The sequence below is a fragment of the Achromobacter mucicolens genome (assembly GCF_029866465.1).
Taxonomy (GTDB): domain Bacteria; phylum Pseudomonadota; class Gammaproteobacteria; order Burkholderiales; family Burkholderiaceae_B; genus Achromobacter; species Achromobacter mucicolens.
Window position 1 is genome coordinate 3,500,890 of record NZ_CP123364.1, and the last position, 25,611, is coordinate 3,526,500.

Consider the following 25,611-nt stretch of genomic DNA (forward strand, 5'->3'; position numbering starts at 1 on the left):
GCCGTTCAAGCGCCGCAACCGCAGTCATCCGCTAGCGCACGTCAAGCCGCCTTCTTTTGCGCGTCGTGCGGAAAGAAAATGGCGCGGCTGGGATCAAAGCCATAAAGGTGCGCGTATTCCGTGGCGTCGGCCGCCAGCGCCAACACCGATTCCAGAATGAAATCCGCCTTCGCGTCCGACAGCAACGCACTGAAGTTCAAGCGCACAAAGCCGGGCTTTTCGATTTCTCGGCCATCCAGAATGGCCTGCCGCATCTGCAAAGACTGCGCATCGTCGATTTCCAGCAGACGATGCACGTACGGACCCGCGCATGCACATCCGCCACGAGCCTGAATGCCAAAACGGTCGCTCAGCATCCGCGTCACCAACTGCTGATGCACGAACCCGCCCTTGCCGTCGCGCACCCGGAAAGAATAGATCGGCAGGCGCTTTGCGGTCAGCGACCCCAACAGTTCCAGGCGCTCGGCGCCCTTCCACGCCGCCAGTGCCCGCTGCACGAAATGCGCATGGCGCTGCTGCATGAAATCCGCGCCCAATGCTTCCTTGACCAGCACCACCAACGCGGCGCGGATGTCCCCCACCACGTTCGGCGTACCTGCTTCCTCACGCGACTCCAGGCTGCCGCTGTAGTCATGGCCCACGGGCGACACGAACTTCACCGTGCCGCCACCCGGCCACGTCGGCGTCGTATCCAGCACCGCATCGCGGCGCACGATCAGGACGCCCGAGGCACCCGGACCACCAATGAACTTGTGCGGCGAAAACACGATGGCGTCGATCTGCGCATCAGGCGCCGGCGACATCCGAATCGGCAGGTACGGCGCGCCGCCTGCATAGTCCCACAGCATTTTCGCGCCGGCTGCCTTCACCCGCCGCGTGATGCCTTCGACGTCCGCGACGATACCCGTCACATTCGACGCCGCCGACAGCGCGCACACGACCAGCGAGCCCGCCGGCGCGTCCAGCGCTTGAGCCAGTTGCGCCAGATCCGGCCCGCCTTCGGGGCTTTCTTCCAGTTCGACGATGTCAGCGCCGCATTCGCGCCATGGCAGGATGTTCGAATGATGCTCGTAGGGTCCGATAATGACCCGGACCTTCCGGCCAGCCGCCACCGCCGCCTTCACACCAAACAGATTCACCAGCCGGTTGATGCCCGCCGTTGCGCCCGAACCCGAGAAAATCACCGCGTGTTCATCGCCCGCCCCGCAACCGCGGCCAATCGCCGCACGCGCCTCGCGCCGCAGACGGGTAATGAAGCCGCCGCAGAACGAGGCTTCTGTGTGCGAATTGGCGTAATACGGAAGCACCTGTTCCAGCACAAAGCGCTCGACCTGCATCAGCGCCCGGCCCGACGCCACGTAATCTGCATAGACAAGCGGCTTGGAGCCAAACGGTCCGTCAATGCAGGCGTCCTTTCCGATAAGCCCGTCGGCAAGCGCGGCCGCAATATCGGAAGTCTTCAAGCTGTCTTGGAACTGCTGCAAAGGCGAAGCCGGGGCGCCTGCGGGCGCACCGGCGAGGGTCGTGTTCATGAGGCAATAGATCCGAAAAGTTCGGAAATATCATACGATGGATGCCCAGATGAAACATCACCGTTTTTTTGCTGTTTTTTCGCACAAACGGGTCATATGATCGAATCCATGGAAAAAATAGACAAGCTTGATCTAAGCATCATCAACTGCCTGCAAAAAGACGGTTCCTTGTCGCAGCGCGAGCTAGCCGATCGGGTCGGCCTCTCCCAGAACGCGTGCTGGCGCAGGCTTCAACGCTTGAACGCCTGCGGCATCATCCGCGGCACGCGCGCAGAGGTCAGCTTGGTCGCCCTGGGCCTGGATCTCACGGTCTTCGTCATGATCCGCACCAGCCACCATGCCAAGGCCTGGGCCGACGGATTCCGCCACCACGTCGAACGGCTGCCCGAAGTCACCGAGTTCTATCGCATCGGCGGCGATTGGGACTACCTGATCAAAGTCGTCTGCCGCGGCATGGCAGGATACGACCGGTTCTACCAAAAGCTGATCACGGATTTTGAGCTGTCCACGGTGACAGGATTTTTCAGCATGGAAGCCATTATCGAAAACCGGCCGCCGGATTTGCGGCTGCTGGAGGATTGAGAAGGATCGGGCGGCGTGGCTGAGGGCCGCAAGGTTCTTCAACTGGCTGCTTGAGCCTTAACGGTCATGTGTTTCAATACCGGCTGCGTAGGCTCAACCGTCCACAGGTTTGAATGCCAGCCGCCCTTTCAAAACGGCCCAGCGCTTCGCTTGCCAGCTGCCGGTGTAAAACCGGCACTGCGTCTACGGTGCCGCCTGCCCGTTAAAATGCTTCGCAGCGTGCAGCCCGGAACTTTCCCGCGGCACCCTACTCGAACCTCGCTTATTCCCTCATCGCGGAGACTCGTCCGGCCATGACCCTCTAAGCCCTCCCCTAGATCACCGCTTGCGCTACGCGCAACGCGCCTTGTCGATTCCGGAGAGCTTTCCATGGCCCAGTCTTCTCACGCGCCCGCACCGGCGCATCCTCAGCCGCCCGCGTCGGCGCCTTTCCTCAGCCTGCGTCACGTTAGCCACGCGCTGCCAGACGGCCGCGTCCTGCTTCGCGACGTCAGCCACGACTTTGCCCCCATCCGCCACGGCCTCATCGGCCGCAACGGCGCGGGCAAGTCCGTGCTGCTGCAATTGGCGCAAGGCGTTATCGCCACACAAAGCGGCCGCATCGTGCGTCGCGGCCGTATCGCCTATGTCCCGCAGGAACAACCACGATCCGTCCGCACCACCTTGGCCCAAGTCGCCGGCATCGCGCCGATTCTTGACGCCCTGTCCAGCATCGAATCCGGCAGCACCCGCCAAGCGGATTACGACCTTGCCGAAGGCCATTGGCGCATTCGGGATGAATGGACCCGCATGCTTGCCGACGCGGGCTTGCCTTCGTGGCAGCCCGAACGTCCCGCATCGGCCGCCAGTGGAGGCGAACTGACCCGCGTCGCGCTCGCCGGCGCCCTGATGCAAACCCCCGACGCCTTGCTGCTGGACGAACCCAGCAACCACCTGGACGCAGGCGCCCGCCGCTGGCTCATGGATCAGATCACCACCTGGCGCGGCGGCTTGATTGTCGTCAGCCATGACAGGACGCTGCTCGATGCCATGTCCTCCATCATCGAATTGGATCGCGGCAACCTCAACGCCCATTCCGGCCACTACTCCGCATACCGCGACCACCGCGACCGCTTGACCGCCGCGAATGAAGCGTCCCTCGCACACGCCCGCAACGAACGGGCCGCCACCCTGCGCGCGCTGCGCCAGCAACACGACGCCCAACAACAACGCACCGCCCGCGACACCCGCAAGGCCCGGGATGCGAACCAGGCGCCGATCCTGCTGGGGATGAAGAAGGCGAATGCCCAAGCTCATGCGGGCAGAGAGAACGTGCGGCGGCAGGATGCGGTTGCCGCGCTGGATGACGCGGTAAGGCAGGCAGCCGCACAGATTGATCAATCGGCCCACGTTGCACTGGCTTTGCCCGAAACCGCGGTGCCGCAGGGGCGCCGCGTTCTGCATCTGGAGCATGCGAGACCGCCGTATCCAGCGGACGCTTGCGCGCTGACGATGACACTGTCGGGCCCTTTCCGCTTGGCAATTCGCGGGCCGAACGGCTGCGGCAAGAGCGCGTTGCTATCGATGTTGGCGGGGGAGTTGATTCCGCACGGAGGCATCTGCGACGTACGGGTCCCGACCGCCATGCTGGACCAGCGGGCGTCTGTCATTCCGGAAGATAAGTCCCTGCTGGAGACGCTGCATGCGCTGGGCGCCCCGTTATCGGAAGGTGAACTTCGCAGTCGGTTGGCGTTGCTGGGCCTGGGATCTGAGCAGGTCAATGCGCCCGCGGGGACCTTGAGCGGCGGGGAACGCCTCAAGGCTGGCCTGGCATGCGCATTGTGGCGAAAAGCGCCTGCGCAGTTGCTATTGCTGGATGAGCCGACGAATCATGTGGATATTGAGTCGGCGGAGGCGATGGAGAAGGCGCTGCGAGGGTATCCCGGGGCGATGGTCGTGGTGTCGCATGATGAGGCGTTTTTGGAGGGGATTGCGCCTACGCATGAAATGGTTTGGGAGCTTCAAGGCTGGCGGATCACTGCGGAATGACGCATTGGCCGATGACGGATCCATTAGAGCCGACGGCACTGAAGGCCACAATGAAGGAAAACCTTACCTGACAAATCATAAAATCAATAACATTCGTCCTCTCTTAAACTTCAAGTTACTCACTCACAAGCCCGAACGCTCCAGGGTCGAAATAAATTGGCCATATCGTTCCCGCATCATAAATCGCGCCATCCCAATCAGCACTTTTCGCATTAACGACGTCCATATTGGCGCGCTTTATGATAGCCCCTTTAAAACTGCAGAATCGAACATCGACGTTTGAAAGATTTGCTCGTGTCAAATCAGCGGATGTCAAATCGGCCCCCACAAGCACAGCGCCTTGTAGATCGCAGTCTTTTAATGTGGCGCACCTAAAGTACGCATTAATTAACTTAGCGAATCGAAATTTTGCACGAGAAAGGTCGGCACCTATAAATGCAGCATTTCTTAATAATGAATTGGAAAAATTACAGTCGTGAAGTACCTTGCCATCGAAAATTATTCGGTGCAGATTCTCTCCTTCAAAATTTGCGCCTACCATGGTATCTAGATCCAACTTCAACGTTTCACCAGTCTGATAAATAAGAACAATCATTCATTTCCCCAATCCGTATAATCAACCTTTATCCCAGAAACCGACTTCACATTCCCCTTCATCGAGCTCGGCAGAACGCCTGGGGTCACATCGATTCCCCCTACCAGACGGGACGCGATATATTTATTACAAATCCCCACGCATCATTCTCGATTTCACTGAGGATGATTTTCAAGTCCTGCTGTTCCGGCAGCGGCGGTGACATCATTATCCCAACCGAAGGCCCATAATTATCTTACCCAGGCATCCCGCTAACGTTGGATAGTTGCCCAGCTTGACTTGGCAACTGTGTAACCTGAATATTTCCGACACCGTCACTTGGCGGAACCCCGACTGGCGGAAAATTTCGCCTTGCACATCCAGCGCCATGTCGTGGTTCGCGGCAAGGTCAGATCTGGAAACGATGATGCCGGATTGATGGCCTTGCCCGAGAAGATGATCGTCATATCGCGGCCAGCGGAAATGGCCGCGCCGCTTGCGGTGCTGCTATATGCCCGCTGCTGATCTGGCTGGCGCTGCTGAGGGCAACGTCGACGTCGTTATTGACGCCGCCGACTATGGATGGGTCTTTTGCCACTGCGTCCTAGGCATTCTTGGCGGCCAAACGGCACTAGGATGTCGCATTACTTACCGTACGCATCCCCGGGGTCAGCCAGCGCATCTTCCCAAAAATTTTCGCACTGGTTTGGATACTCTTCCGTCAACACCTTTAGCATGGTTCGCGCCAACTTGTTCGCAATATTTACTACAATGATCTGCGCCTTGGACGGCACCCGGTCGGAAAATAAATGCAGCGATATCGGGTAAGTTAGGTCGGCGTAGGCCCGATATTCAAGCCAAAAAAAAGATGAATTTTATTTTTCTCCCTCATCTTTTCGTTTATCCAACCATTTCGGAGGATACGGTGGATCCTCAAAGGGACGAATCTTAAGAAGATAAGCCTGCGCGGAATAACCACCAAAAGCCGCAATTCCCAGCCCGACGATATATAACCACTCCGTATGCCATCGATACAGATCAGCCAAAACCAGCGCCCCCCCCAAAACAACAAAAAAAACAATATATCCATAACGCATATGTCCATCGCGGACGGCATGCCGTTTAAACAATTTCTGAAGTTCATGCCTCATTTCGCGTACCTTGATTTTAGGTATTCTCCGAGTTCGTTGAGCAGAAAGGTTCCGCCTGGCGCGGCTTTTCCCGCCGTTTGAACACCAATATCTATTAACCCCGAAATTCCGTAGGCATGCGAATTAGGCCTCATAATTTGCTCTAGTCCTCCAAACGCCCAGCCCGCAACGACTGTCCCGCTGCCCACTAGGCGGACAGCGGGGGACGCGGTCCCAGAATAACAGCTTGCAGACTCTATGCCGGCGCCTATTCGTCCCATTCCGCTCGCCAGATACGCCAGGACGTCCGCATTCTCGTTCCGCTTATCGAGAAAGTCGGCTGCCGTCATGTTTCTTTGAAGCCCGGCGGCACAATCACCTGTTACGCAATATCGAGCCATCGGGGAGTGCTGCAAAAACGGAAGCCCAAAGCGATCCATTGGATCGACGCGTTTCGGCGTCAGGGCGTACGAAAGCCCGGCCGAACCTCGGTGTCTGACACCTTGTTTTCTCGTCAGCACCTGACTACCGCCCGTGCAGCGACTTCGTCCCGTGGCAAGACGACCTAGCCTGAATGGTGATTTTTTGAAGCCTCAACAGCGGCTAACCAATCGCCCCACTGAGCTGGATCATTAGTGTTTCCGTCGGCCCATATAGTGGTCGAGATACCGTTCAAAAGAGTGGCGATATCTTCGCTTTGGCGACCCCCTCTCGTAGTAGCGATCCACGAATATCAGCATTGCGCGAAAGGCTTCCGCCGTTGTCAACAAACTATTCATTTCAACCGCCTACAATGCGGACGCTGCTCACCCGTCGCCGCTCGCCGCATCCCTCTGCCTTAAAGCGAGAAAATCATCTTTGATTTATTGGCGACAGCCTTAATCAAAAAAGCTCGAAGATCGTTCAACTCTGACAATGCAACGTCTTTAGACACACAAGACTGTATAGCTACGCGGCCCTCTGTCCAGCCACTCACAAATTCCACATTCTTTGCAGGGAGAGCACGAAGGCCTGAGATATGCTTTTCGAGAGCACGGATCACCACCTCCAGTGTAGAAACATCAACTTCGTCTTCTTCATACTGATCAAAAATAGTGCCGTGGATGGCATTAATATTTTTCCAGAATCCTGACGAGAACAGCCATTCGGAAACCAATCCGGAGAGCGTCAATTTCGCGTCACAACCTTCCACCCAGAAGAACGATCGTTGCATCCTCATGTGCGTCGCCACCTATTTCACTTAATCAGAATTTTTAAAATGAGTCAAACCATTCCTCACACCTGATGAAATACCGGTCTGCGTAGTTTTATCTACTCCAACCAACGGAACATTGCCGGTGACATCGCTTCCAATGATCGACAGATTGCCAGAGCCGGCGACACCCTTCTCGCCCAACGCAATGATCGAAACGTTGCCGCCGGCCATGATGGACGACCCAAATGCGGTTTCCTGGCTGCGTTTCGTCTCGCTGACGGATTTGCTGGAGCCCACGCTGATTTGGATCTGCGCGCTTGCGGCTTCCTTCTGCGCGGTGGTGGCCTCCGCGCCCTTCGCAGCGTCCATCATCCTGTCGGCCTGTACTGCCTGGTACGCTGCCTGCCCAACCTTGACCGCAGCAAGACGCCCACTCCTGGCTTCTCCAGCCTGTTGGAGCGTGCCATGGATTTGTTGGGCCGCACCCAGCATGCCGCCCGCCACGCCGATAGTGATTCCCTATTGCTTGAACTCGTGATACTCGTGCTGGCGAGCTTCGCCCACGCCTGCAACGATGGCCACGTTCCTGCCGGCGATTGAGATATCGCCATCCTGCGCCAGCACGCTGCTGGCGAACACACCGACGTCGCGTCTCGCATCGATGGTCATGTTGCCGCCGACGCTTCCTACGGTACACGCGGAGAAACCGCCGCTCTCTCCCTTCATCCAATCGGTCCTGGCTTGCTTGCTGTAGCCGATATTGAAACAACACCGTATATGCGACCAAGCTCGATCAGCGAACTCGCTGAAATCGCACCTTCTGGCCGCACTCGTAGATCGAGAACCGACCCATGACCGATCCTATGCGACTGTTCCGTTCTACTTAGCTTAAAGGCCGAGCTCGAACTGATATCGACGTTGAATGCACTGCAAGAATTCCAAATTCTCCGACGCCGACAGCGCACTCCATACTCGAAATCCAAATCTATCCAAATCTTCAAGCAAGCTAACCGTCCCGGTAAAGTATAAGGAATTCCAGATTATCTCCATCTGCACCGCACGACCGCCCGAGGGATATCGAGGCAACAAAACCTCACTCACACTTACCAACGGTGACTCTAAAAACAAATATTCCCAATTCATCACTTCCAGGAGTCCGCGGCGCACTCCGAGATCAAGAAAATTTGCCACCTCAAGGCTCCATAGAAAGGGATCCTCCCCAACTTCCCCGCCCAGGTACTCTGGAAATACTGAATTTGGTGAAAAGTCATCAAGCCCAGCATAAATTAGCTGGCGTTGATAATTCACCCTAAGAGAATTTTTCATTATTCGGTCGAGTACAACACCGAGCGCCCCCATTGCAGTTAACTCCCAGCGCAGTTCCCATAGGCCAATCAAAAAGAAACTCTTTTAACGCCGGACCCTATGCGACGCCGCACTAAATCTCGGAGCAGGTCTCCGCGGCCAATTTCCGCAGCTAATTGTCAGAGGCACCCCATAATTTATCCCACTCAAGTAAATAGTGCCTCGACTGCTCACCCAAAAGGACAAAAATTTTGCTTCTTCGCCCGCCTCCTATTCTCCTCACTGCACCGTCCAGCGCCTCTAATAGACCTGTTGCAACATAATCAGGAAGTATTAAGTCGCCACTAGAAACTCCGTCTTCTATGAGAGAAAGAATATCTATCCGCTCAGCGGGGGGAATTGAGTCGAAATTTTCGGCTATTTCCCTTCCTATTCTTGAGAACAACAACATTATGGGAACGTCCTCTCCCCAATAATTTATTTCCTCATCCAATCCGCGCCGAATAAATTCGTACCGGCGAAATTTATCCACAAACTCACTTAATACATCCATCACTTCCCCATTAGTGCATTTTGCATGTCGCGCAGAACATGTTCTGCCGCCGAACGATCACTAAAAGACGCATTCGGATTGGCATTTAACCACCTCTGCAGCGACACAGAGTAGTTTTCTGCTTTCTGCACATGGTGCTTGCCGCCCACGGAGCCGCCGGTCGCAAGTTCAAATCGCACCGCGTCTGCGGTGCTTCCAGACCCAATTTTCGCACCGTCTCGATATAGTTCGTCCATTAGTTGGGCAAGTCCCACATCCTCGACTTTCGGCTTTGTCATTCTTGCGATCAGGTCATCCGCCAACTTGCCACCAGTAGCTGCGTTAGCGGTACCTCCTGAGGTAACAGCTAAGGGCGGAAGCTCAAGAGGGCCAACGGACTCATACTTCCCGGTAACCGAGTTTTGGCGAGCCAGAACCGTCCCGTCATGACCAAGGACCTCCCCATTATGAACAACCCATTTCGCACCGTCGGCGTATGCCAACTTCGCTGCAGCGCCCTCCAAGGAGTCGCCAGCAGCGCGCGTCAGGATCATACGCAGCGTAGTTGTACCGGCGTTTCGTACCGTTCCCAGAATCCCGCTTGTGGCCAGATCGAAGATCAGCAGCCCCGCATCGATCTTCGGCGTCAACAACTTCTGAGTTTCATACTGGCTCAGAAGACTATCCAGCTCCTTGATTGAGTTGGTCAATTGCAGTGCACAACTCGGTACCATCCCGCAGGCCGAACCACTTCCCAGCATCGCCTCCAGAGCGGCACGTGTTTCTGCGATTGCCTCCGGGCCAAAAACGCTCTTCATTTGGTCCATCGCCTGCTGCGTGCCTTCTGCATGCGCGGCTTTGATTCGACGGATCAAATCGTCGTACTCTTCCGGCTCCAGTCGGTCAGCCTGCGCAAGACGGTTGATCAGGCTTTGATGCAGCTTCGGATCCAGCGAATTGTTGTCCAACTCAGCCACGGCCGCGTTCGTGATCGTGGCCAGACCGTCCGCCCCTGCCACAACTGCCGCGCCCGCGATAATCGTCGCGACCAGGTTTCGACGCGACTCACGTTCTTCGTTGGTACCACCTGCAGTACTGTCGAGCAGAGCATTGATGACCACCGCCGCTGCGCCGCCGGTCGCACCAGCACCGCACCTTTGCCCACTTGCTGCGGCTCCCGCGCAACCTACTATCCCCTGCAAGGCAGCATGTTCCGCAGATCCGTCACGGATCCATCCCTTGCTGACCCATTCGCCCACCTGAGCAGCACCCAACTGTTGCACGTAGCTGACGACAGCCTTTTGAGCGATGTCGGAAGCAGCGCCGGTTACGTTGCTGCCCGTCGCCGCCATGACTGCGTTTGCAATTTGACGGTACGTCCCGCCCGGCAGCCAAGGCTTGGCGTCGTCGTACTGGTTCTTCAGTTCCGCATACTTTGTAGGATCGGCCTCGGATTTCATCGCCTTTTCAAGCGCATCCGCCTCCTTCGCCCGATTCGTCAAAAACTGCCCCATCTGCCGCTGGGCTTCAGAAGCAATCTCAAACCCCGCCTCGATCTTCTCCTTGTCAAAGATCGGCTTGAGCGCATTCAACGTGTCCGACGTATCCCGGTTCAACCCTGCGATTTTTTCGGCAGCCGTCTCACCGGTCAGCGCCAGTTGCCCCGCTTCATCACGAATGACGATCGTCCCGCCGCTGATGCCGCTTTGTGTCGTGGAACTGCTGTTGCCGCTTGCCGCGACCACGATCGGGGTGCCCATTCCAAAGCCGCTACTACCCGTCGAAACGGACGTACCCGCATCTTTGGACGCGCCTCCTGCGACCTGGCCGCCCTTGGTGGTGCCCAAGCCGGAGTCGCCTGACGTCCCGCCAAACCCGAACCCGCCCCCGATGGACACCTGGCTGCCGCTGTAGCGCGCCGTGTTCTTGAGATCTTCAGTGACCAGTGTTCCCGTGGTCAGCTTGTTAAGGCCGTCGGCGACCGCCTTGTCGCTGCTGGCAATGACGCTGCCGATGAGCGTGGTGTTGTTCTTGACGTCAATCAGGAAACCGCCGTCGCCCGCCCATAACCCCGTTTGCTCAGTCACGGTCTTGAAGTTGCTGTTTATCTTGCCGGCGCCAGCGTTCGCCCAAGCATTGCTTGAGCCGTAGCAGTACGGCGGAATGCACAGACTTATGCCAAAACCCGCGCTCTTGTTTTTCGAGTCGTACTTGCTGCTGTCTTGCAAACTCTCCAGCAAGAGATTGCCGCCAACCGACGCGATGATCTGATCTGCCTTGGCGGCCGCACCCTTTAGCGTGGTGTCGCCGCCGGACTGGATCGCCAGGACATTGCCGGCGGTCACGTTGGTGTTGGTCCAGCTTTCGTCCTTGCCGTTGGCGTTGCCTCGACCCACCGAAGCGCCAAGTTCAAGCGTGAAGCCGTTTTGCTGCCCGCCGGAGGAGTACCCGATACCGATACTGGCGCTGCTGCTCTTGCTGGTGGTCTTTTGCTCGAAGACGTTGCGCGCGGCCTCCAGCACGATGTCGCCTTCGGCTTTGAGCACCGCGTTGTTGCCAGCCGACAGCGTGGAGCCGGTGACCGTGATGTTCGAGTCCTTGCCCGCGCCTTGCGCAACGACGGTCAGATCCTTGCCTGCGGCAACGGTCGACCCAAAGGCGCTTGAGGCGTTGCGGTCGGTTGTGCTGCTGCTCTTGCTGCTGCCTACGCTGAGCTTGATGCTGACGCCGCCGGCTTGCTGGACCGCATTGGCGTCCTTCACATTGGCCGCTTGCTGGACGGCATCGTACGCGTTGACGGCTGCCAATGCAGTCGTCGCGCCCGCCAGCCCCTTTATCACGGAGTTGTCCGTTTTACCCGCAGCGTCAGCCATGCGCACGCCCGTCTGCACGGCATCGGCGATTGGAGTGCTGGCAGTAAGGGTCAGCCCAGACTGCTTGATCTCGTGAAATTCCCTTTCCTGCGTGGTGTCAAATGCCGCTCCGATGTTCACCTCTTTTCCGATCAAGGTGATATCGCCCTGGCGTGCAATGACGTTGCTGCCCGTGATGTTCAGCGCGTTGCCGGCGTTGATCAGGACATCGCCTTCAACGCTGCCAACGGTGCTGGCGTTGTGGAATACCTTTTTGCTGTCGAGCGAGTCCGTCTGTTTTCTGGAACCGTAGCTAAGACCACCCATGGCGCCAAAGCCGGACTTCTTGACCATCTTGTAGTCGTAGCTGTCCTGGGCGTTCTGACCGGCCAGGATGTTGACGTCGCGCTCCGCGGACAGCACCAAGTCCATTTGCGCGCCGACGTTCGAGCCCGATACGTTGAGGTCGCGCCCTGCCATCAGGACGGCGGAGTCGCCGGTGAAGGTAGTGGCCAGGGACTGCTCCCAGTCAACTGCCTTTTTGATGTGCGTCGTCTTCGACGACATGAACCCTTTTTTCGTGTAGTGACTTTCGTCATACGCCGAGCCGGTTTGCACGCCCGCCATCAGGTTGATATCTCGTCCGGCCCCCACGGCCAGCTGTTCGCCCGCCGTCACGTCCGCGGCACGCGCATTGACGTCCTGCCCGGCAATCAGCGTAAGGTTGCCATCCGCCGCAATGGACGAACCCACTTCCGAGCTCGTACTCAGGTCGTGACGGTTCTTCTTGTTGCGGACCAGCGATTCACCGTGGCTTTCCTGCAGTGTGGCCAGGTTGATGTCGCGGCCCGCTTGCAGGCGCACGTCTTCTGTGGCGGTGACTTGCGCGGCCGTCAGGTTGATGTCGCGGCCGGCTTGCATGCTGAGGTTGCCGGCGTCGACGCGGGACACGCCTGAGACGTACGAACCCCAGGTGGCGCCGTTGTTCTCCGAGGCGGAGGTGGACGTTAGCGCGATGTCGCGGCCGGCCGACAGGGCGACGTTGTCGCCCTTGATGAGCGAGACCAGGTTGATCAGGTCTTCGCGTGCGGCGAGGTCGACGATGGCGCCCTGGATCTGGCCGCCGGCCTGGTTGACGATGTTGGCGGCGGTCATGACGGTGGCGTCGCGCGCGCCGATGGTGCCGCTGTTGGTGATGTCGCCGTCGGCGGCGAGCTTGACGTCTCGGCCGGCCATGAGCGTGCCGTCGCCCTTCAGGTCGCCTTCGCGCACCAGCAGGTAGACCTGCGGAACCAGCACAGTCTCGGTGGTGCCATCGGGCAGCGTGATGGTCTGCTCGACCAGCCAGACCAGGTCGGTGGTGAGCTGGCGCTGCTGGGCGTCGGTGAGCGCGGCGCCGAGTTTGATGCCGTTGGTCAGGGCGAACTGTGCGCCATTGGCGAGCAGTTGTTTGTACTGGCTGTCGTTGTCGCCAAAGCCGTCTAGGAAGCGCTGGCCGGTGGTGGCCAGGATCTGGTCGGAGACGAGTTTCTGTTCGTAGAAGCCGTCGCCCAGGCGGCGGGGTTCGCCGGACGGCGTGAGGAATTTTGCGCCAGCAGGAATCAGCGCATTAAGACCTCCGGGGGTATTGCCCAAGCCCGTCTTGATGGCGCCGGATGCGCCCGCGTTGCCGACGGGTGCGCCGGGCTGTTGCAGGAGGCCGAACAGGTAGTCGCTGGAAACGGACTCGTGGTTGCCGATGAAGCGCGGGTCGGTGGCGACGACATAAGGGGCATCGGGTGTGCCGCTGACGGCGAAGAGCTGGCTGTCGGGAATCGTGGCCGGGTTGGAGACCGTGCGCACGACGTTGCCGCCGGGCAGACCAAGGCTGGCAACCAGTACGGGACCGGTTGCGGTGGCGCCGTTGGCGCCAGGCGCCGCGCCGCTGAGTGAGACCGACAGGTTGCCACCGGAGGTACCGACGGGCAGCTCGATGGATCCGGCGGCGAGGGTGCGATTGTAGGCTTCGGAGTATTCCTTGCGGTCGCTGTCGCGAGGCTGGGTGACGGTGGCCGTGCCGACGCGTGTGATGACCCGCTGGCCGCCAGCGCCGATGTTGTTGATGGCCGGACCACTGACCGACAGGGTGCCGCCGGCCGCAATCTGGCTCTTGTCATTCGTAACGGTTCCAACCAGCGTCATCGAGCCGCCAGACAGAATCTGGCCAGGATCGGAAGAAAGGGTGCGGGTCTCGGTGATGGTCTCTTCGACGACGTAATACGTGAACGTGCCGACCAAGCGCGTACGGAAATCGGCATTGAACTCGCGAATGCGCTGATCCAGTTCCAAATACGCGGCCTTGTATGCAGCGTACGCATTCTCGTATGCGAGGCGCTGCTCCGCCTCTTGAACACACCGGGGTTGATTGCCGTAGCAAGGATTTGCGGGCTCTCTCCAGTAGGGAAGTGGCGCCGGAGGTGTCACGCCGAAAACAGACCACACTCGCGCGTCCAGGCTGTAGAGGAAATCCTCTGGAACGTCATAGCACTCACCGGCATCACCACCATTGCACGTATAGACGGCCGGTTTGTAGGCCAAGGAAATGGGCGTATTGACACCGGACTGGCCCCTGCCGCCGCGCGTGTAGTCGAACGGCGGACCGTAACGTTCGTAGGGATACCTTGTGGATGGAAGCAGAAACCTGCGCTCAGGATCGTCGTCCAGCCAATCTGGCGTTTTGCCGCAAAGCGCGGTGACCTTGTCGCACAACCAATGCGTTTCCATGTCGTACATGTCGGTCGTGCCAGCCGGGGTCACGTAGATTTTGGGGGCCTTCTGAACCGGCACCACCTCGCTGGCGTAATTCGTATTGATGTTCTGCAGCGACACCGCGGAAATCACCGCGTTGCCCGCAGCCTCAATCGTCGCCGACGCATTGACGAGCGACGCAGCCTGCCCGATCGCCTTGCGATTCGCGTCCAGCGCGCTCCCGATGCGCATATCCCCGGCCGCGTAGATCAGCGCATGTTCGCGATTCACGAGTGAACCCACGCCGATATCCAGATCGCCGCGGGACGCGATGACCGCGCCGCCGCCGGGCCCTGCTCCGTTGACGATTTCTCCCGCACGGATGGCGATGGTGTTGCCGTAGATGCGGCCGAAGTTGTCGACGCGGCCTGCGTTGATGTGGGTCGCGCCGCCGTCGATAAGGCCCGAGTTCGTGAGGCCGTTGGTGACGTTGATGGTGTTGTTGCGTCCGGCCAGCAGTTCGCCGCTGGCCTGGTTGTTGAGCGCGTTGGCCGTGATGGTCAGGTCACGGCCGGCGCTGACGGTGGCGCTGTTGTCCATGTTGCCGCCGACCGACATCGTCAGGTCGCGGCCGGCGGCGAGGTCGCCGGTCTGGTTGAGCGATCCGGTGTAGGTGAAGGACAGGTCCTGCGCGGATTGCAGCAGGCCCAGGCCTTGCAGCGCCTGGATCGTGACCGCGAGGCGTTCGCCGGCCAGCAACTTGCCCTGGTGGTTCTTCAGCATTGCGGCCTTGATGGTCGCGTAGCGCTCAGCGGCGATGTTGCCGCCGGTGTTGTCCAGCTCGCCGGTATCCAGCGTCAGGTCTTGGCCCGCGCTGATGGCGCCGGACTGGTTGTTGATGCCGCCGGCGACGATGGTGGCCGTTTTGGCCAGCACGCCTTTGGGCGGCGATCCGGATGCGGTCAGCGTGGCGCGGTTGTCCAGGCTGGCGGCGTTCAGGGTCACGGTGTCGTCGGCCTGAATCAGGCCGCCCTGGTTGTCGACGGCGCCGGTCGCAACCAAGGTGAGATTCGCGCCCGCCAGCGTGCCGCCGGCATTGCCGATACGCGAGGCATCGATGCGTGCATCGCCCGCAGCGGCGATCAGGCCGGCGGTGTTATCCAGTTCGCCGCCCAGTTTGACGACGGCCTTACTGGCAGACGTGATCTTGCCGTCTTGATTGCGCAAGTTGGCGGCGGCGATATCGACCCTGCCGCCGTGCAGGACGGCATTGCGCGTGGTGATGTCGCCAGCGGTTGTGAGCCCGAGCTTGCCGACGGCCGAGACGTTGCCGCCGGACAGATCCATACCGCCTGCCACCAGGGTCATGTCCTTGCCGGCCGCGCTGATGCCCGGGTGGGTGATGAAGGCTGCGGTCAAGTTGACGCTGCCGGGCAGGCTGAGCGTGCCGTCCTCGCCGACACCGGCGATGAAGCGGCCGCTGTTGTTCAGCGCGTTTTTTGCCGTGGCGGTGACGTCGCTACCCGCGAGCACCGAGCCGGTGTTGGTCAGGCCGGTGTCTGACAACAGGGAGGCTGCGCCTGCCGCGGACACAATGCCTGCGTTCTTCAAGAGGCTGCCGGACCGGAGGCCGATATCCGCGGCGGATTGGATGCGGCCGTCGGCCGTGGTTGAGAGCGCGCCCTGGGCAACGATGGTGACGTTGCCGGCCTGGGTGGCCGCGACGCCGCCCAGCGTGGCGTCGCCGCCCGCGCGCAGCGTCATGGCTTGTCCGGCGGCAGCCGAACCCATGAGGTTCAGCGCGCCGCCCGCGGTGGCGGTCAGCGCTGCGCCCGCTTGCAGGCTGGACGCAGAACCCGTGTCGAGATTGCCGTGTTGCGTCTCCAGCTTCAGGTCGCCTTCCAACGCGGCCACGGTGCCGTTGAGGGTCATGCCACTGCCCGCGCTGAGGGTTTGCGTGATGCCTGCCAGCATGCTGCCGGCGGCAAGCAATGTGCCTTGCGCGGTGGACGTGAGCGTGCCGGCGGCTTGCGCCAGGCCTGCCGCACCGACCGCGACGTTGCGGCCGGTCAGGGTCAGGTTCGCATCGCTGGCGGCGGTGCCGTCCACGCGCGCATCGCGCGCGGCCGACAGCATCATGTCGCCCACGGACGCCAACGCTCCGGCGGCGCTGACGTCGCGTTGGGCTTGCGCCGTGAGGGTGCCCGCCGCCTGCAACTGCGCGCCCTGCTTGGCGATCACATCGCGCCCGGTAACCAGCAAATTGCCCGCGCCCGCCTCGCCCAGCGCAGCAGCCGTGCCGCCCAGACGCGCATCGCCGGTCGCCGCCAGCGTCAGGCCGCCGCCCGCGACGATGACGCCGTCGGACGCCAGGTCGGCGCCCGATTGCGCGATGAGGTTCTGCGCGGCCTGCATGCGGCCGGTGGCGCCGACGCGCAATTGCCCGCCCGCGTCGGCGGTCAGGTTGCCGGCAAGCGCCGCCACGGTGCCGTCGACGCCCAGATTGCGCTGGGCCGTCAGGCTCGCGGGCGTGCCCGCCGTGACGAGGCCGGTCACAAAGAGATCCCGGGTGGCCTGGGCTTGCAGCAGCCCTGCCTGACCCGCGGCTGGCTCCGCGGTGCCTGCGGTGCCAGCGACGCGCAGGTCCTGGCCTGCAACGAGGAAAAGATTGGCGTTGCCTTGCGCCAGCCCGCCCTGGCCCACCGTCAGGTCCGTGCCCGCTTCGGCGCGCAGGGTGCCGTTGGCGACCGTCTTGCCGTTCAGTTCGGCGCGGGAATCTGCGGAAAGATGAATGTCGGCCTCACCGGAGACGGCGCCATTTGCGAGCAGGTTGCCGCCAGCCTGGGCCGTGAGTTGCTGGGCGGCCTGCAGGGTGCTGGCCAACCCGAGCGTTATGTCGCCGCCGCTGGCGGCCTGAAGCGTGCCAGCGTCGGCCAGTAGCGTGCCGTCCACCCGCAGACTGCCTTGCGTAGTGATCTGCGCGGATTGGCCCGCGATGAGGGCGCCCGCCAGCGACGCGTCGCCTGCCATGGCCGTCACCGAGCCGTCCGCTTGCTGGCGTGAGGCGGAAGATGTCGCAAGCGTTTCGCCCGCCTGCACCTGCAGATCGCCAGTCGCGAGCGTTGCGCCATCAAGCGTCATGTCGCGCGCCGCCTGCATCGACAGGTCTTTCAGCGACGTGACCTTGCCCAGGCTTTGCAGGCTGCCGCCAGCCGTCAGGCCAACGGGACCGGCCGCCGCCAACTGTGCATTCGCGCCGAGAGCGACGTCGCCGTCGGTCAAGACGGTCATGCTGCCGGACGCGGCCGTGATCGTGCCGTCGACCGCCAGCGTCTGGCCCGCCGTCAGCGCAGTGTTGCCGTTGGCGCGGAGCGTGCCAGCCAGCGTCATGCTGGCGCCCGCCTTGGCGGCAATCTCGCCTTCGGCGTCCCATTGCGCGGGTGCGTCCATGCGCAGATCGCGCGCCGCGTCGATGCCGATGCGGCCGGTGGCGGACCCCTTGCCCGTCACCCGTGCGTCGCGCCCGGCCATCAGCGACAAGTCGCCGCGCGCGCCGACAAGTCCGCCCAGGTTCAGGTCCGCGCTCGCACGTATCTGGGCGGGTCCCCCTGATTGAATCTGAGCGGTCGCCCCCGTCGTCAGGTCGCCGCCAGCCTGCGCATGCAACGCGCCCGCGGCGGTGACTTGGCCTGGCAGCACCATGTCGCGGCCCGCCTTGAGCGCTACCGCGCCTGCTGCTGTGACCAGACCGCTGGAATTCGTGCCGACTTGCGCCGCGCCGGTGGCGGTGCCCGCCGTGCCGCCGTTGCCCGCGTTCGAACCGCCCGCCGCCGACCCGGAGCCGGACCCCGAACCGGAACTCGAACCACCGGAGCCCGCGTTCCCCGTGCCTGCGCCACCGCCCGGCGGCATCCCTCCCGGCGCGATGTCGCCGCCGATCCGCACATCCCGCGCGGATTCAACCCGTACGTCTTGTCCGCCCATCAGCACCGATCCGCCCAACGACAGATCCTGCCCGGCCGCGACCCGCAGCGCGCCCTGCGTCTGCACCGCGGCCTGCGCGGCGACGCTTACGTTGCCTGCCGCGTTCACATCGATCGAACCGCCCGCGCCCACCGCCCCCGTAATCGCGGCATTGCGGCCAGCGGCCAGCGCCACGTTGCCCGCAGCTTGCGCGGCGCCGTCCACCGCCACGTCGCGCCCGGACGCCAGCCGCAGATCCCGCGCCGCCTGCACGGCGGCGCTGGGCGCGATACGAACGTCGCCCGATGCGCTGACTTCCAGGTCGCCGGTCAGTGCAACCAGGTTGCCGCCCACGTTCACGCCGACGCCCGCCTCGGTGCCGATCAGCCGGATGCTGTTGGCGTACATGCCGCCCAGCGCCGCGGTGTCCAGCGCCACGACGGGCGCCGGGCCCTCGCCTGGGCCAGCGGTCGCGTTGCCGGTGGCGTAGTCCACGCGCGCCGCACCCGCCGTGACGTTGAGCCGGTCGGCCCAGACGCCGGCGTTGATTTCCAGCGTCCGCGCGATGAGGTCGACCTGGCTGGCGGCGGTGCCGTTCAGCCCCTGGCCCTCGACGCGCAGCTTGCCGCCAGCCACTTCCAGCGCGATGTTGCCGTCAGGCCCCACCTGCGGACGGCCCGTGGTCAGCGTGGCGCGATCGGCGTTCAGAAAGCCGCAACCGTTGCAGGTGATGCCTGCCGGATTGGCGACGATGACGTTGGCGCGGTTGCCCGCGACTTCAAGCGTGCCCATCAGTTGCGACGGGTTGGGCGCGGTGACCTGGTTCAGGATGGTGGTGGCGCGCTGGTTGCCCAACATGACATTGCCGGCCACCTGGCCGGCCAGTTGCGTCTGGCTGGCGCCGCCGCTGTTGTTCAGCACCACGCCGGACGGTCCCACGTTGAACTGCGTGTAGCGGTTGTTGGACACGCCGCCCGCCGACGGCGGCGCGATGTTGACGACCGGCACGCCGTTGGTGACGCCCACGGTCGGCTTTTGCCCGGCCACGTTCTTGTCGACGGAGATCGGCAGCGTCTGCGCCAGCACGGGCGTCCAGACCTGCGTGAAGACGATGGACCAGACAATCAACGAACGAAGCTTGGACATCATGCGCACCTGACGGGGAACAGCGGATTTAGAACTCGAGCATCACGGCCATCGCGAAGACGGTGGACGCGGTTTTGAGCGATTCGGGTTTCTTGAGCGGCCAGCCGGCCGAAAGGTCGTAGCTGGCGCTGACATGGGGAATGGACAGACGGCCGCGCAGGCCTGCGACCGCGCCGACCAGCGTGCGGCCGGACAGGTACTCGGCGGACGGGCCGCCCACCCGCCCGACGTCCAAGCCGGTATAGAGCTGCTGGCCGGCAAGGCCGGTCAGATCGTCCAGGTTGAACGACAGATCGTTGCGCAGTGTCCAGCCGTCTTCGGCGGCGAGCGTCATCTGGCCATCGAAGCCGCGCACGGCGTAGCGGTTGCCGATCGTGAAGTAGTCAGCCGGCACAATGGCCGTCTTGGCGTGCTGGATCTGCCAGTTGGCCTGATAGGCAAGCGTTTGCCCGGCAACCTGGAACGGCAGATAAGCGCCCGCGCTGGCGGTAAGAATCGTGCTGCGCCCGTTCCAGTCCGGGTCGCCATAGATGTAGCCGGGCTCGTCGGAGAACTGAGGCAGCGTGCCGCGCACGCCGCCGCCGATGTCCAGCACGGCCCGGCCAACGTAGTGGCGATGCCAGTAGCCGATCTCGTAGCCCGTGACGTCGCGGCGCTGGACGTCGATGGCCACGTCGTTCAGGGTGCTGTCGGTGCGCTTGCGCAGCAAGGTAAGCGAAAGGTTGCCCTTGTAGGAGGTGCGCCGGTACGGCACGACCGATACGCCTGCCTGGATCTGCTTGGTGGTGCCGCCGTAGACGATGGGTTCTTCGAAGCCGGCGACCGTCTGGCGGTATGTGGATTTGCTGGCGCCCGCGAAGACGGTCCAGTAGCCAAACGGCACGTTGTAGTTGATGGAAGCGGCGCGCGTGTGGGAGTCGGCGTCGCGCCAGTGCGCATTGCTGTTCCACGAGACCGACAACTGGTCGTAAAGGAACAGCGGGGAATCCAGGGTCAGGCCGGCATTGAGTTGGTACTTGCCCACCGTATCCATGCCGCCGTTGTCGCCACCCAGGTAGCCATGCCAGCGCTTGCCGGTGCCGGGCTTGATGAGAATGTCCGAGTCGCCCAGTTCGGGGCCCGGCGCGATATCGATGGCCGCGTCGGCCTGGCTGCCAAGACGGCGGATGTTTTCAAGCGCCTGGTCCAGATCACGCTGATTCAGTTCGCCGCCCGGGCCGGTCGGCAACGCCGTGCGCCACCAACCGATGCCGTCCTGGCTTTGAACAGCGGAAATGCGGCCTGGCAGATAACGCAGCGTCAGCGACCCCTCCGCAAGCGACTGCTCGGGCACCACGACGCGCGCGGTGACCAGGCCGTCGTCGATCAGCAAGCCGATCAGGTGTTCTTGAAGCGCCCGCAATCCGCGGCCGCCCACGCATTCGCCCAGCACGATGGCCGTGGCGCGCGCCAGGAGATCCGGCGGTTCGGCGCCTTCCCAGATGACTTCCCGCAAGACGAAGCACGGGGTTTCGGGGGGAAGGGTCAGCCCGCCCGGCTGGGCCACAGAGGGCGCTGACAGCACGTCGGGACGCTCTGCCGCCCGGGCGCGTTGAGCATCGATTTCCTGCTCCTGCCGGCGCTGGATTTCTGTGGCGCGCTGTGCTGCCTCAGGAGCGGGTTGCGCCCACGCCGAACCGATGCCCGCGCCGGCGCAAAGCGCCACCCAGATCAACCATGCTCCGTGAAAGTGCTGCGATCCGCTCATACGTCTGGACGCTTTCGGCCAAGCGCCGAGCGTCGTCTCCTGTTGATCGATGGGAGTGAATTTGTAAAACGCTCGCCAAGCCGCAGAAATCAGAGAACTCTGAAATATCGGGCCGGGTTAACCCGAATGCCGGCATATCTACAAATCGTCAATAATTCGCCAACGTTTTGTCATTGATCCGTCCCTTTGCCTGCCTTGCCCATGTCTGTATCCGTTCGGGATGCCATCGTTTCGTCTTCCCACCTCGCGTCTTCCGCGCCTGAGCTGTCCGAGGTCGAATTCGGCCTGATCATTGTGTCGCATGCGTTCAACCGCTGGATGGTGCGTTGCATGGCCTGTGCGGGGCTGCCCGAACTGACGTCGCTGGATATCCTGGTGCTCAACCACGTATTCCATCGGGGCCGGGGCAAGAAACTGGCCGACATCTGCTTCACGCTCAATGTCGAAGACACCCACCTGGTGAATTACTCGCTCAAGAAGCTGGAGCGCCTGGGCGTCGTCCAAAGCGCCAAGACGGGCAAGGAAGTGATCTACACCACCACCGACGCTGGCGCGGCCGCCATCCAGCGCTACGCCGAAGTGCGCGAGCAGTGCCTCGTCAAACCGTTCATCGACTCCCCCGCCGCCGACAACGCCAGTCATCAACTGGCCAATACCTTGCGTGCCCTTTCGGGCCTGTACGACCAGGCCGCCCGCGCCGCCACCTCGCTGTGAGAATCCACGTTGTCTAGCATTCCTGTCTCCGCCCCTGCCCCGCTGCTGTCCGTGCGCGGCGTATCGGTCGATTTCAATACCGACACCGGCGGGTTTCGCGCCGTCGACAACCTGGATTTCGACGTGCGGCCCGGCCGCACGCTGGCGATCGTGGGCGAGTCCGGTTCGGGCAAGTCCGTCACGTCGATGGCGATCATGCGCCTGACTGACTACAGCGGCGGCCGCATTTCGACCGGCCAGATCCTGTTCCGTGGCAGCGATGATCGCGAGGTCGACCTGACCCAAGCCAGCGACGAACAGATGCGCGCGATCCGCGGCAACGACATCGCAATGATCTTCCAGGAGCCGATGACGTCGCTCAATCCCGTGTTCACCATCGGCGACCAGATCGTAGAGGCGATCATGCTGCACCAGCAGCTGTCGCGTTCGGCGGCGCGCCAGTCGGCGCGCAAGCTGCTGGAAAAGGTGCGCCTGCCCGATGCCGAACAGCTGCTGGACCGCTATCCGCACCAGTTGTCGGGCGGCATGCGCCAGCGCGTGATGATCGCGATGGCGCTGTCGTGCCAGCCGCGCCTGTTGATCGCCGACGAGCCGACGACGGCGCTTGACGTCACGATCCAGGCGCAGATTCTGAACACCATCCGCGAACTGCAGCGCGACCTGGGCACCGCGGTGATCTTCATTACCCACGACATGGGCGTGGTGGCCGAGATGGCGGACGACGTGGTCGTCATGCTTCGCGGCAAGAAGGTCGAGCAAGGCACGGTGCAGGAAATCTTCAACGCGCCCAAGCATCCTTACACGCGCGCGCTGCTGGCCGCCGTGCCGCGCCTGGGCAGCCTGACGGGCAGCGACCTGCCGCTGCGCACGCCGCAGACCGTGCTGGAAGGCGACACGCTGCGCGAAGTTGGCGAGACCCGCGAACAGGACACCGCACGCTACGACGAACCGGTGCTACGCGTGGACAAGCTGACCACGCGCTTTGACGTGGGCCACAACCTGTTCGGCCGCGTCACGCACCGGGTGCATGCGGTCGAGCAGGTCAGTTTTGACGTCTATCCCGGCGAGACGCTGGCGCTGGTGGGCGAATCGGGCAGCGGCAAGTCCACCATTGGCAAGACCTTGCAGCAGCTCGTGGCGCCCACGTCCGGCGCGGTGCGCTACAACGGGCAGGACATTTTCTCGATGGACAGCGCGGGACGCCAGCGCCTGCGCCAGGAGATCCAGTACATCTTCCAGGATCCGTATGCGTCGCTGGATCCGCGCAAGACCGTGGCCTTCAGCATCGCCGAGCCGATCCGCACGCATGGCCTGCTGAGCGGCGAAGACGCCATCGCGCGGCGCGTGGGCGAGCTGCTGGAACAGGTGGGCCTGAAGCCCGAGCACGCCACGCGCTATCCGCATGAGTTCTCGGGCGGCCAGCGCCAGCGGGTGTGCATCGCGCGCGCGCTGGCCAGCAATCCCAAACTGATCATCGCGGACGAGTCCGTGTCGGCGCTGGACGTGTCGATTCAGGCGCAGATCCTGAACCTGCTGATGGATCTGCAAAAGGATCGCGGACTGTCGTACCTGTTCATTACGCACGACATGGCGGTGGTGGAAAAGGTGAGCCACCGCGTCGCGGTGCTGTACCTGGGCCAGATCGTCGAACTGGGCACGCGCCGCCAGATCTTCGAATCCCCGCAGCACGCCTACACGCGCAAGCTGCTTGCGGCGGTGCCGGTGGCCGAGCCCGGCCGCCACATCGACACTTCCCTGATCGAGGGCGAGATCCCCAGCCCGGTGCGCCGCGTGGGCGATGAGCCCGCGATCGTTCCTCTCTTTGAGTTCGCGCCCGGCCATCAGGTCGCCCGCGCCGCCTGAAACCCCTTTTATCCGTCGGTCCGACCCGATTTCCCGTCCCTGGAGGCGACCATGCAATTCCTTCGCACCACCCTCTCCGCCACCGCGCTGACGCTGGCCCTTGCCGCCGCGCTGCCCGTGTCGACGGCGCACGCCGCCGGCACGCTCAATGTGGCCATCAACCAGGATCCGGGAAGCTGGGATCCGATCGACACGTTCGTGACCTTCTGGGGTTCGGTCGGCAGCAACCTGTACGACGGCCTGACCATGCGCGGCGCCGACCTGAAGCTGCAGCCGGGCCTTGCCACCAGCTGGGAATACCTGGACGACAACAAGCGCCTGCGCTTCAAGCTGCGCGAAGGCGTCAAGTTCCATAACGGCGAGCCTTTCAATGCCGACGCCGTCAAGTTCACGTTCGACCGCCTGCTGGGCGCGGAAGGCGCCAAGGGCCCGCAGAAGTCGAACTACGACTCGATCGGCGAGGTCAAGGTGGTGGACCCGTACACGGTCGACTTCATCCTGAAGCAGCCGGATCCCGTGCTGTTGACGAAGCTGGCGGGCTACGGCGCGATGATCGTGCCGCCCAAGTACATCACGGAAAAGGGCGAGGACAACTTCAATACGCATCCGGTCGGCACCGGTCCGTTCAAGTTCGACAGCTACCAGCCCAAGGTCAACGTGACGCTGGCGCGTAACGACGAATACTGGGGCGGCAAGCCCAAGCTGGACAAGGTGGTGTATCGCTTCATCGGCGAACCCGGCACGCAGGTCGCCGAATTGCAGGCCGGCCGCATCGACATCGCCACGCTGATCCCGCTGGGCCTGATCGAAACCGTGAAGAAGTCGGGCAACGCCGACGTCATCTCCACGGGCGGCCCGGTGGCCTTCGCGCTGCGCTACAACACCAAGAACGGCATCACGCAGCACCGCGACGTGCGCCGTGCGCTGATCATGGCGGTCGATCGCGACGCCATCGTCAAGCAGCTCCTGCTGGGCCAGGCCAAGACCATCGCCAGCTTCCAGGGTCCGCAGTCGTTCGGCTACAACCCCGAGCAAAAGCCCCTGCCCTTCAATCCTGCCGAAGCCAAGAAGCTGCTGGCGGCCGCCGGCGTGAAGCCGGGCGCCACGGTGCAGATCGACGTGCGCGGCAGCGACTCTAACTTCCGCGAAGTGGCGCAGGCCGTGTCCGGCTACCTGCAAGGCGTGGGCGTGCGCGCCACCATCAAGCCGTATGAAACCGGCGTGCTGCTCAACGACATCATTCCCGGCGGCAAGACCGGCGAGATGTGGCAGAACCAGTGGGGCGGCTGGACGTACGACTACGACAACACGGCGTACCTGATGTACCACTCGGGTCAGAAGTGGAATCCGTACGACAACGATCCCAAGCTGAACGCGATGCTGGAAGCGCAGCGCACGGTCTACGACGTGAAAAAGCGCGAAGCGATGCTGCACGAGATCGCCGCGTACGTGGCCGACCAGGCGCTGGAACTGCCGCTGTACAGCCTGAACACGATCGTGGGCGTGAACAAGCGCGTGAAGAACCTGGAAGTTCCGGGCGACATCCGCTTCCGTTTCCTGGATACGGCCGTAGAGTAAGTCCCCCCCGAGCGCTTCGCGCCTCCCCCAGGGGCATGCCTGCGGACCGGCAGAGCCGGATCCGCGGCATCCCGCTGGGGGTGTGCCTCGTTGAGGCATTGGTGCGAACCGATGCCGCGTTAACACCCTTTTCCCGCCACGGC

At 62.3% G+C, this 25,611-nt stretch carries 16 protein-coding genes; 6 read left to right on the forward strand and 10 right to left on the reverse strand.

Features of this window, described 5'->3' with window-relative positions; translation table 11 throughout:
- Nucleotides 1–41 precede the first annotated feature (41 nt).
- Nucleotides 42–1,532, reverse strand: coding sequence for an aminotransferase class V-fold PLP-dependent enzyme (locus tag QEP15_RS16005; RefSeq protein ID WP_280147707.1), 1,491 nt, complete (start codon nucleotides 1,530–1,532; stop codon nucleotides 42–44).
- Nucleotides 1,533–1,628: 96 nt separating this feature from the next.
- Between QEP15_RS16005 and QEP15_RS16010 the strand changes: the two genes are divergently transcribed.
- Together QEP15_RS16010 and QEP15_RS16015 are read left to right on the forward strand one after the other, a co-directional pair.
- Nucleotides 1,629–2,114, forward strand: a complete 486-nt coding sequence (locus QEP15_RS16010; protein WP_280147708.1) for an Lrp/AsnC family transcriptional regulator — start codon at nucleotides 1,629–1,631, stop codon at nucleotides 2,112–2,114.
- A 369-nt stretch (nucleotides 2,115–2,483) separates the two neighbouring features.
- Nucleotides 2,484–4,142, forward strand: a complete 1,659-nt coding sequence (locus QEP15_RS16015; protein WP_280147709.1) for an ABC-F family ATP-binding cassette domain-containing protein — start codon at nucleotides 2,484–2,486, stop codon at nucleotides 4,140–4,142.
- Between the two features lie 115 nt (nucleotides 4,143–4,257).
- Here QEP15_RS16015 and QEP15_RS16020 read toward each other — a convergent pair whose 3' ends face one another.
- The gene (locus tag QEP15_RS16020; protein WP_280147710.1) at nucleotides 4,258–4,737 is read right to left on the reverse strand and encodes a pentapeptide repeat-containing protein; all 480 of its coding nucleotides are present in this window, start codon (nucleotides 4,735–4,737) and stop codon (nucleotides 4,258–4,260) included.
- A 351-nt stretch (nucleotides 4,738–5,088) separates the two neighbouring features.
- Between QEP15_RS16020 and QEP15_RS16025 the strand changes: the two genes are divergently transcribed.
- A complete protein-coding gene (locus QEP15_RS16025) occupies nucleotides 5,089–5,241 on the forward strand; it encodes a hypothetical protein (RefSeq protein ID WP_280147711.1) in 153 nt (50 codons plus the stop codon).
- A gap of 350 nt (nucleotides 5,242–5,591) precedes the next feature.
- Here QEP15_RS16025 and QEP15_RS16030 read toward each other — a convergent pair whose 3' ends face one another.
- The 8 genes from QEP15_RS16030 to QEP15_RS16065 form a co-directional block, all read right to left on the reverse strand.
- Nucleotides 5,592–5,867 (reverse strand): hypothetical protein, encoded by a 276-nt coding sequence (locus tag QEP15_RS16030; protein WP_253856649.1) that lies wholly within the window; start codon nucleotides 5,865–5,867, stop codon nucleotides 5,592–5,594.
- 817 nt (nucleotides 5,868–6,684) lie between these two features.
- Nucleotides 6,685–7,059, reverse strand: coding sequence for a hypothetical protein (locus QEP15_RS16035; protein ID WP_280147712.1), 375 nt, complete (start codon nucleotides 7,057–7,059; stop codon nucleotides 6,685–6,687).
- Between the two features lie 27 nt (nucleotides 7,060–7,086).
- Entirely contained in the window at nucleotides 7,087–7,533 is a 447-nt protein-coding gene (locus tag QEP15_RS16040) for a hemagglutinin repeat-containing protein (protein ID WP_280147713.1), read from the reverse strand.
- A 27-nt stretch (nucleotides 7,534–7,560) separates the two neighbouring features.
- Nucleotides 7,561–7,710, reverse strand: coding sequence for a hypothetical protein (locus QEP15_RS16045; RefSeq protein ID WP_280147714.1), 150 nt, complete (start codon nucleotides 7,708–7,710; stop codon nucleotides 7,561–7,563).
- A gap of 219 nt (nucleotides 7,711–7,929) precedes the next feature.
- Nucleotides 7,930–8,439 (reverse strand): hypothetical protein, encoded by a 510-nt coding sequence (locus tag QEP15_RS16050; protein WP_253856657.1) that lies wholly within the window; start codon nucleotides 8,437–8,439, stop codon nucleotides 7,930–7,932.
- Between the two features lie 79 nt (nucleotides 8,440–8,518).
- The gene (locus tag QEP15_RS16055) at nucleotides 8,519–8,899 is read right to left on the reverse strand and encodes a hypothetical protein (RefSeq protein ID WP_280147715.1); all 381 of its coding nucleotides are present in this window, start codon (nucleotides 8,897–8,899) and stop codon (nucleotides 8,519–8,521) included.
- A complete protein-coding gene (locus QEP15_RS16060) occupies nucleotides 8,899–19,569 on the reverse strand; it encodes a hemagglutinin repeat-containing protein (protein WP_280147716.1) in 10,671 nt (3,556 codons plus the stop codon). The genes QEP15_RS16055 and QEP15_RS16060 overlap by 1 nt, the downstream gene beginning before the upstream one ends.
- A gap of 25 nt (nucleotides 19,570–19,594) precedes the next feature.
- A complete protein-coding gene (locus QEP15_RS16065; protein ID WP_280147717.1) occupies nucleotides 19,595–21,313 on the reverse strand; it encodes a ShlB/FhaC/HecB family hemolysin secretion/activation protein in 1,719 nt (572 codons plus the stop codon).
- Nucleotides 21,314–21,514: 201 nt separating this feature from the next.
- Here QEP15_RS16065 and QEP15_RS16070 point away from each other — a divergent pair, with 201 nt between their 5' ends.
- From QEP15_RS16070 to QEP15_RS16080, 3 genes are read left to right on the forward strand one after another with little or no spacing between them, the layout of a single operon-like run.
- Complete coding sequence (locus QEP15_RS16070; protein WP_280147718.1) at nucleotides 21,515–22,027, forward strand: winged helix DNA-binding protein; 513 nt, start codon at nucleotides 21,515–21,517, stop codon at nucleotides 22,025–22,027.
- 9 nt (nucleotides 22,028–22,036) lie between these two features.
- Entirely contained in the window at nucleotides 22,037–23,890 is a 1,854-nt protein-coding gene (locus QEP15_RS16075; protein ID WP_280147719.1) for an ABC transporter ATP-binding protein, read from the forward strand.
- A gap of 51 nt (nucleotides 23,891–23,941) precedes the next feature.
- Complete coding sequence (locus tag QEP15_RS16080) at nucleotides 23,942–25,468, forward strand: ABC transporter substrate-binding protein (protein WP_280147720.1); 1,527 nt, start codon at nucleotides 23,942–23,944, stop codon at nucleotides 25,466–25,468.
- Nucleotides 25,469–25,611 lie beyond the last annotated feature (143 nt).

Bases quoted from the DNA above. Each gene is read 5' to 3' on its own strand.
- QEP15_RS16070 (WP_280147718.1), top strand. From the start codon at position 21,515: ATGTCTGTATCCGTTCGGGATGCCATCGTTTCGTCTTCCCACCTCGCG.
- QEP15_RS16040 (WP_280147713.1), bottom strand. From the start codon at position 7,533: ATGCTGGGTGCGGCCCAACAAATCCATGGCACGCTCCAACAGGCTGGA.
- QEP15_RS16045 (WP_280147714.1), bottom strand. From the start codon at position 7,710: ATGACCATCGATGCGAGACGCGACGTCGGTGTGTTCGCCAGCAGCGTG.
- QEP15_RS16010 (WP_280147708.1), top strand. From the start codon at position 1,629: ATGATCGAATCCATGGAAAAAATAGACAAGCTTGATCTAAGCATCATC.
- QEP15_RS16080 (WP_280147720.1), top strand. From the start codon at position 23,942: ATGCAATTCCTTCGCACCACCCTCTCCGCCACCGCGCTGACGCTGGCC.
- QEP15_RS16030 (WP_253856649.1), bottom strand. From the start codon at position 5,867: ATGAGGCATGAACTTCAGAAATTGTTTAAACGGCATGCCGTCCGCGAT.
- QEP15_RS16060 (WP_280147716.1), bottom strand. From the start codon at position 19,569: ATGATGTCCAAGCTTCGTTCGTTGATTGTCTGGTCCATCGTCTTCACG.
- QEP15_RS16015 (WP_280147709.1), top strand. From the start codon at position 2,484: ATGGCCCAGTCTTCTCACGCGCCCGCACCGGCGCATCCTCAGCCGCCC.
- QEP15_RS16065 (WP_280147717.1), bottom strand. From the start codon at position 21,313: ATGAGCGGATCGCAGCACTTTCACGGAGCATGGTTGATCTGGGTGGCG.
- QEP15_RS16005 (WP_280147707.1), bottom strand. From the start codon at position 1,532: ATGAACACGACCCTCGCCGGTGCGCCCGCAGGCGCCCCGGCTTCGCCT.
- QEP15_RS16055 (WP_280147715.1), bottom strand. From the start codon at position 8,899: ATGGATGTATTAAGTGAGTTTGTGGATAAATTTCGCCGGTACGAATTT.
- QEP15_RS16035 (WP_280147712.1), bottom strand. From the start codon at position 7,059: ATGCAACGATCGTTCTTCTGGGTGGAAGGTTGTGACGCGAAATTGACG.
- QEP15_RS16020 (WP_280147710.1), bottom strand. From the start codon at position 4,737: ATGATTGTTCTTATTTATCAGACTGGTGAAACGTTGAAGTTGGATCTA.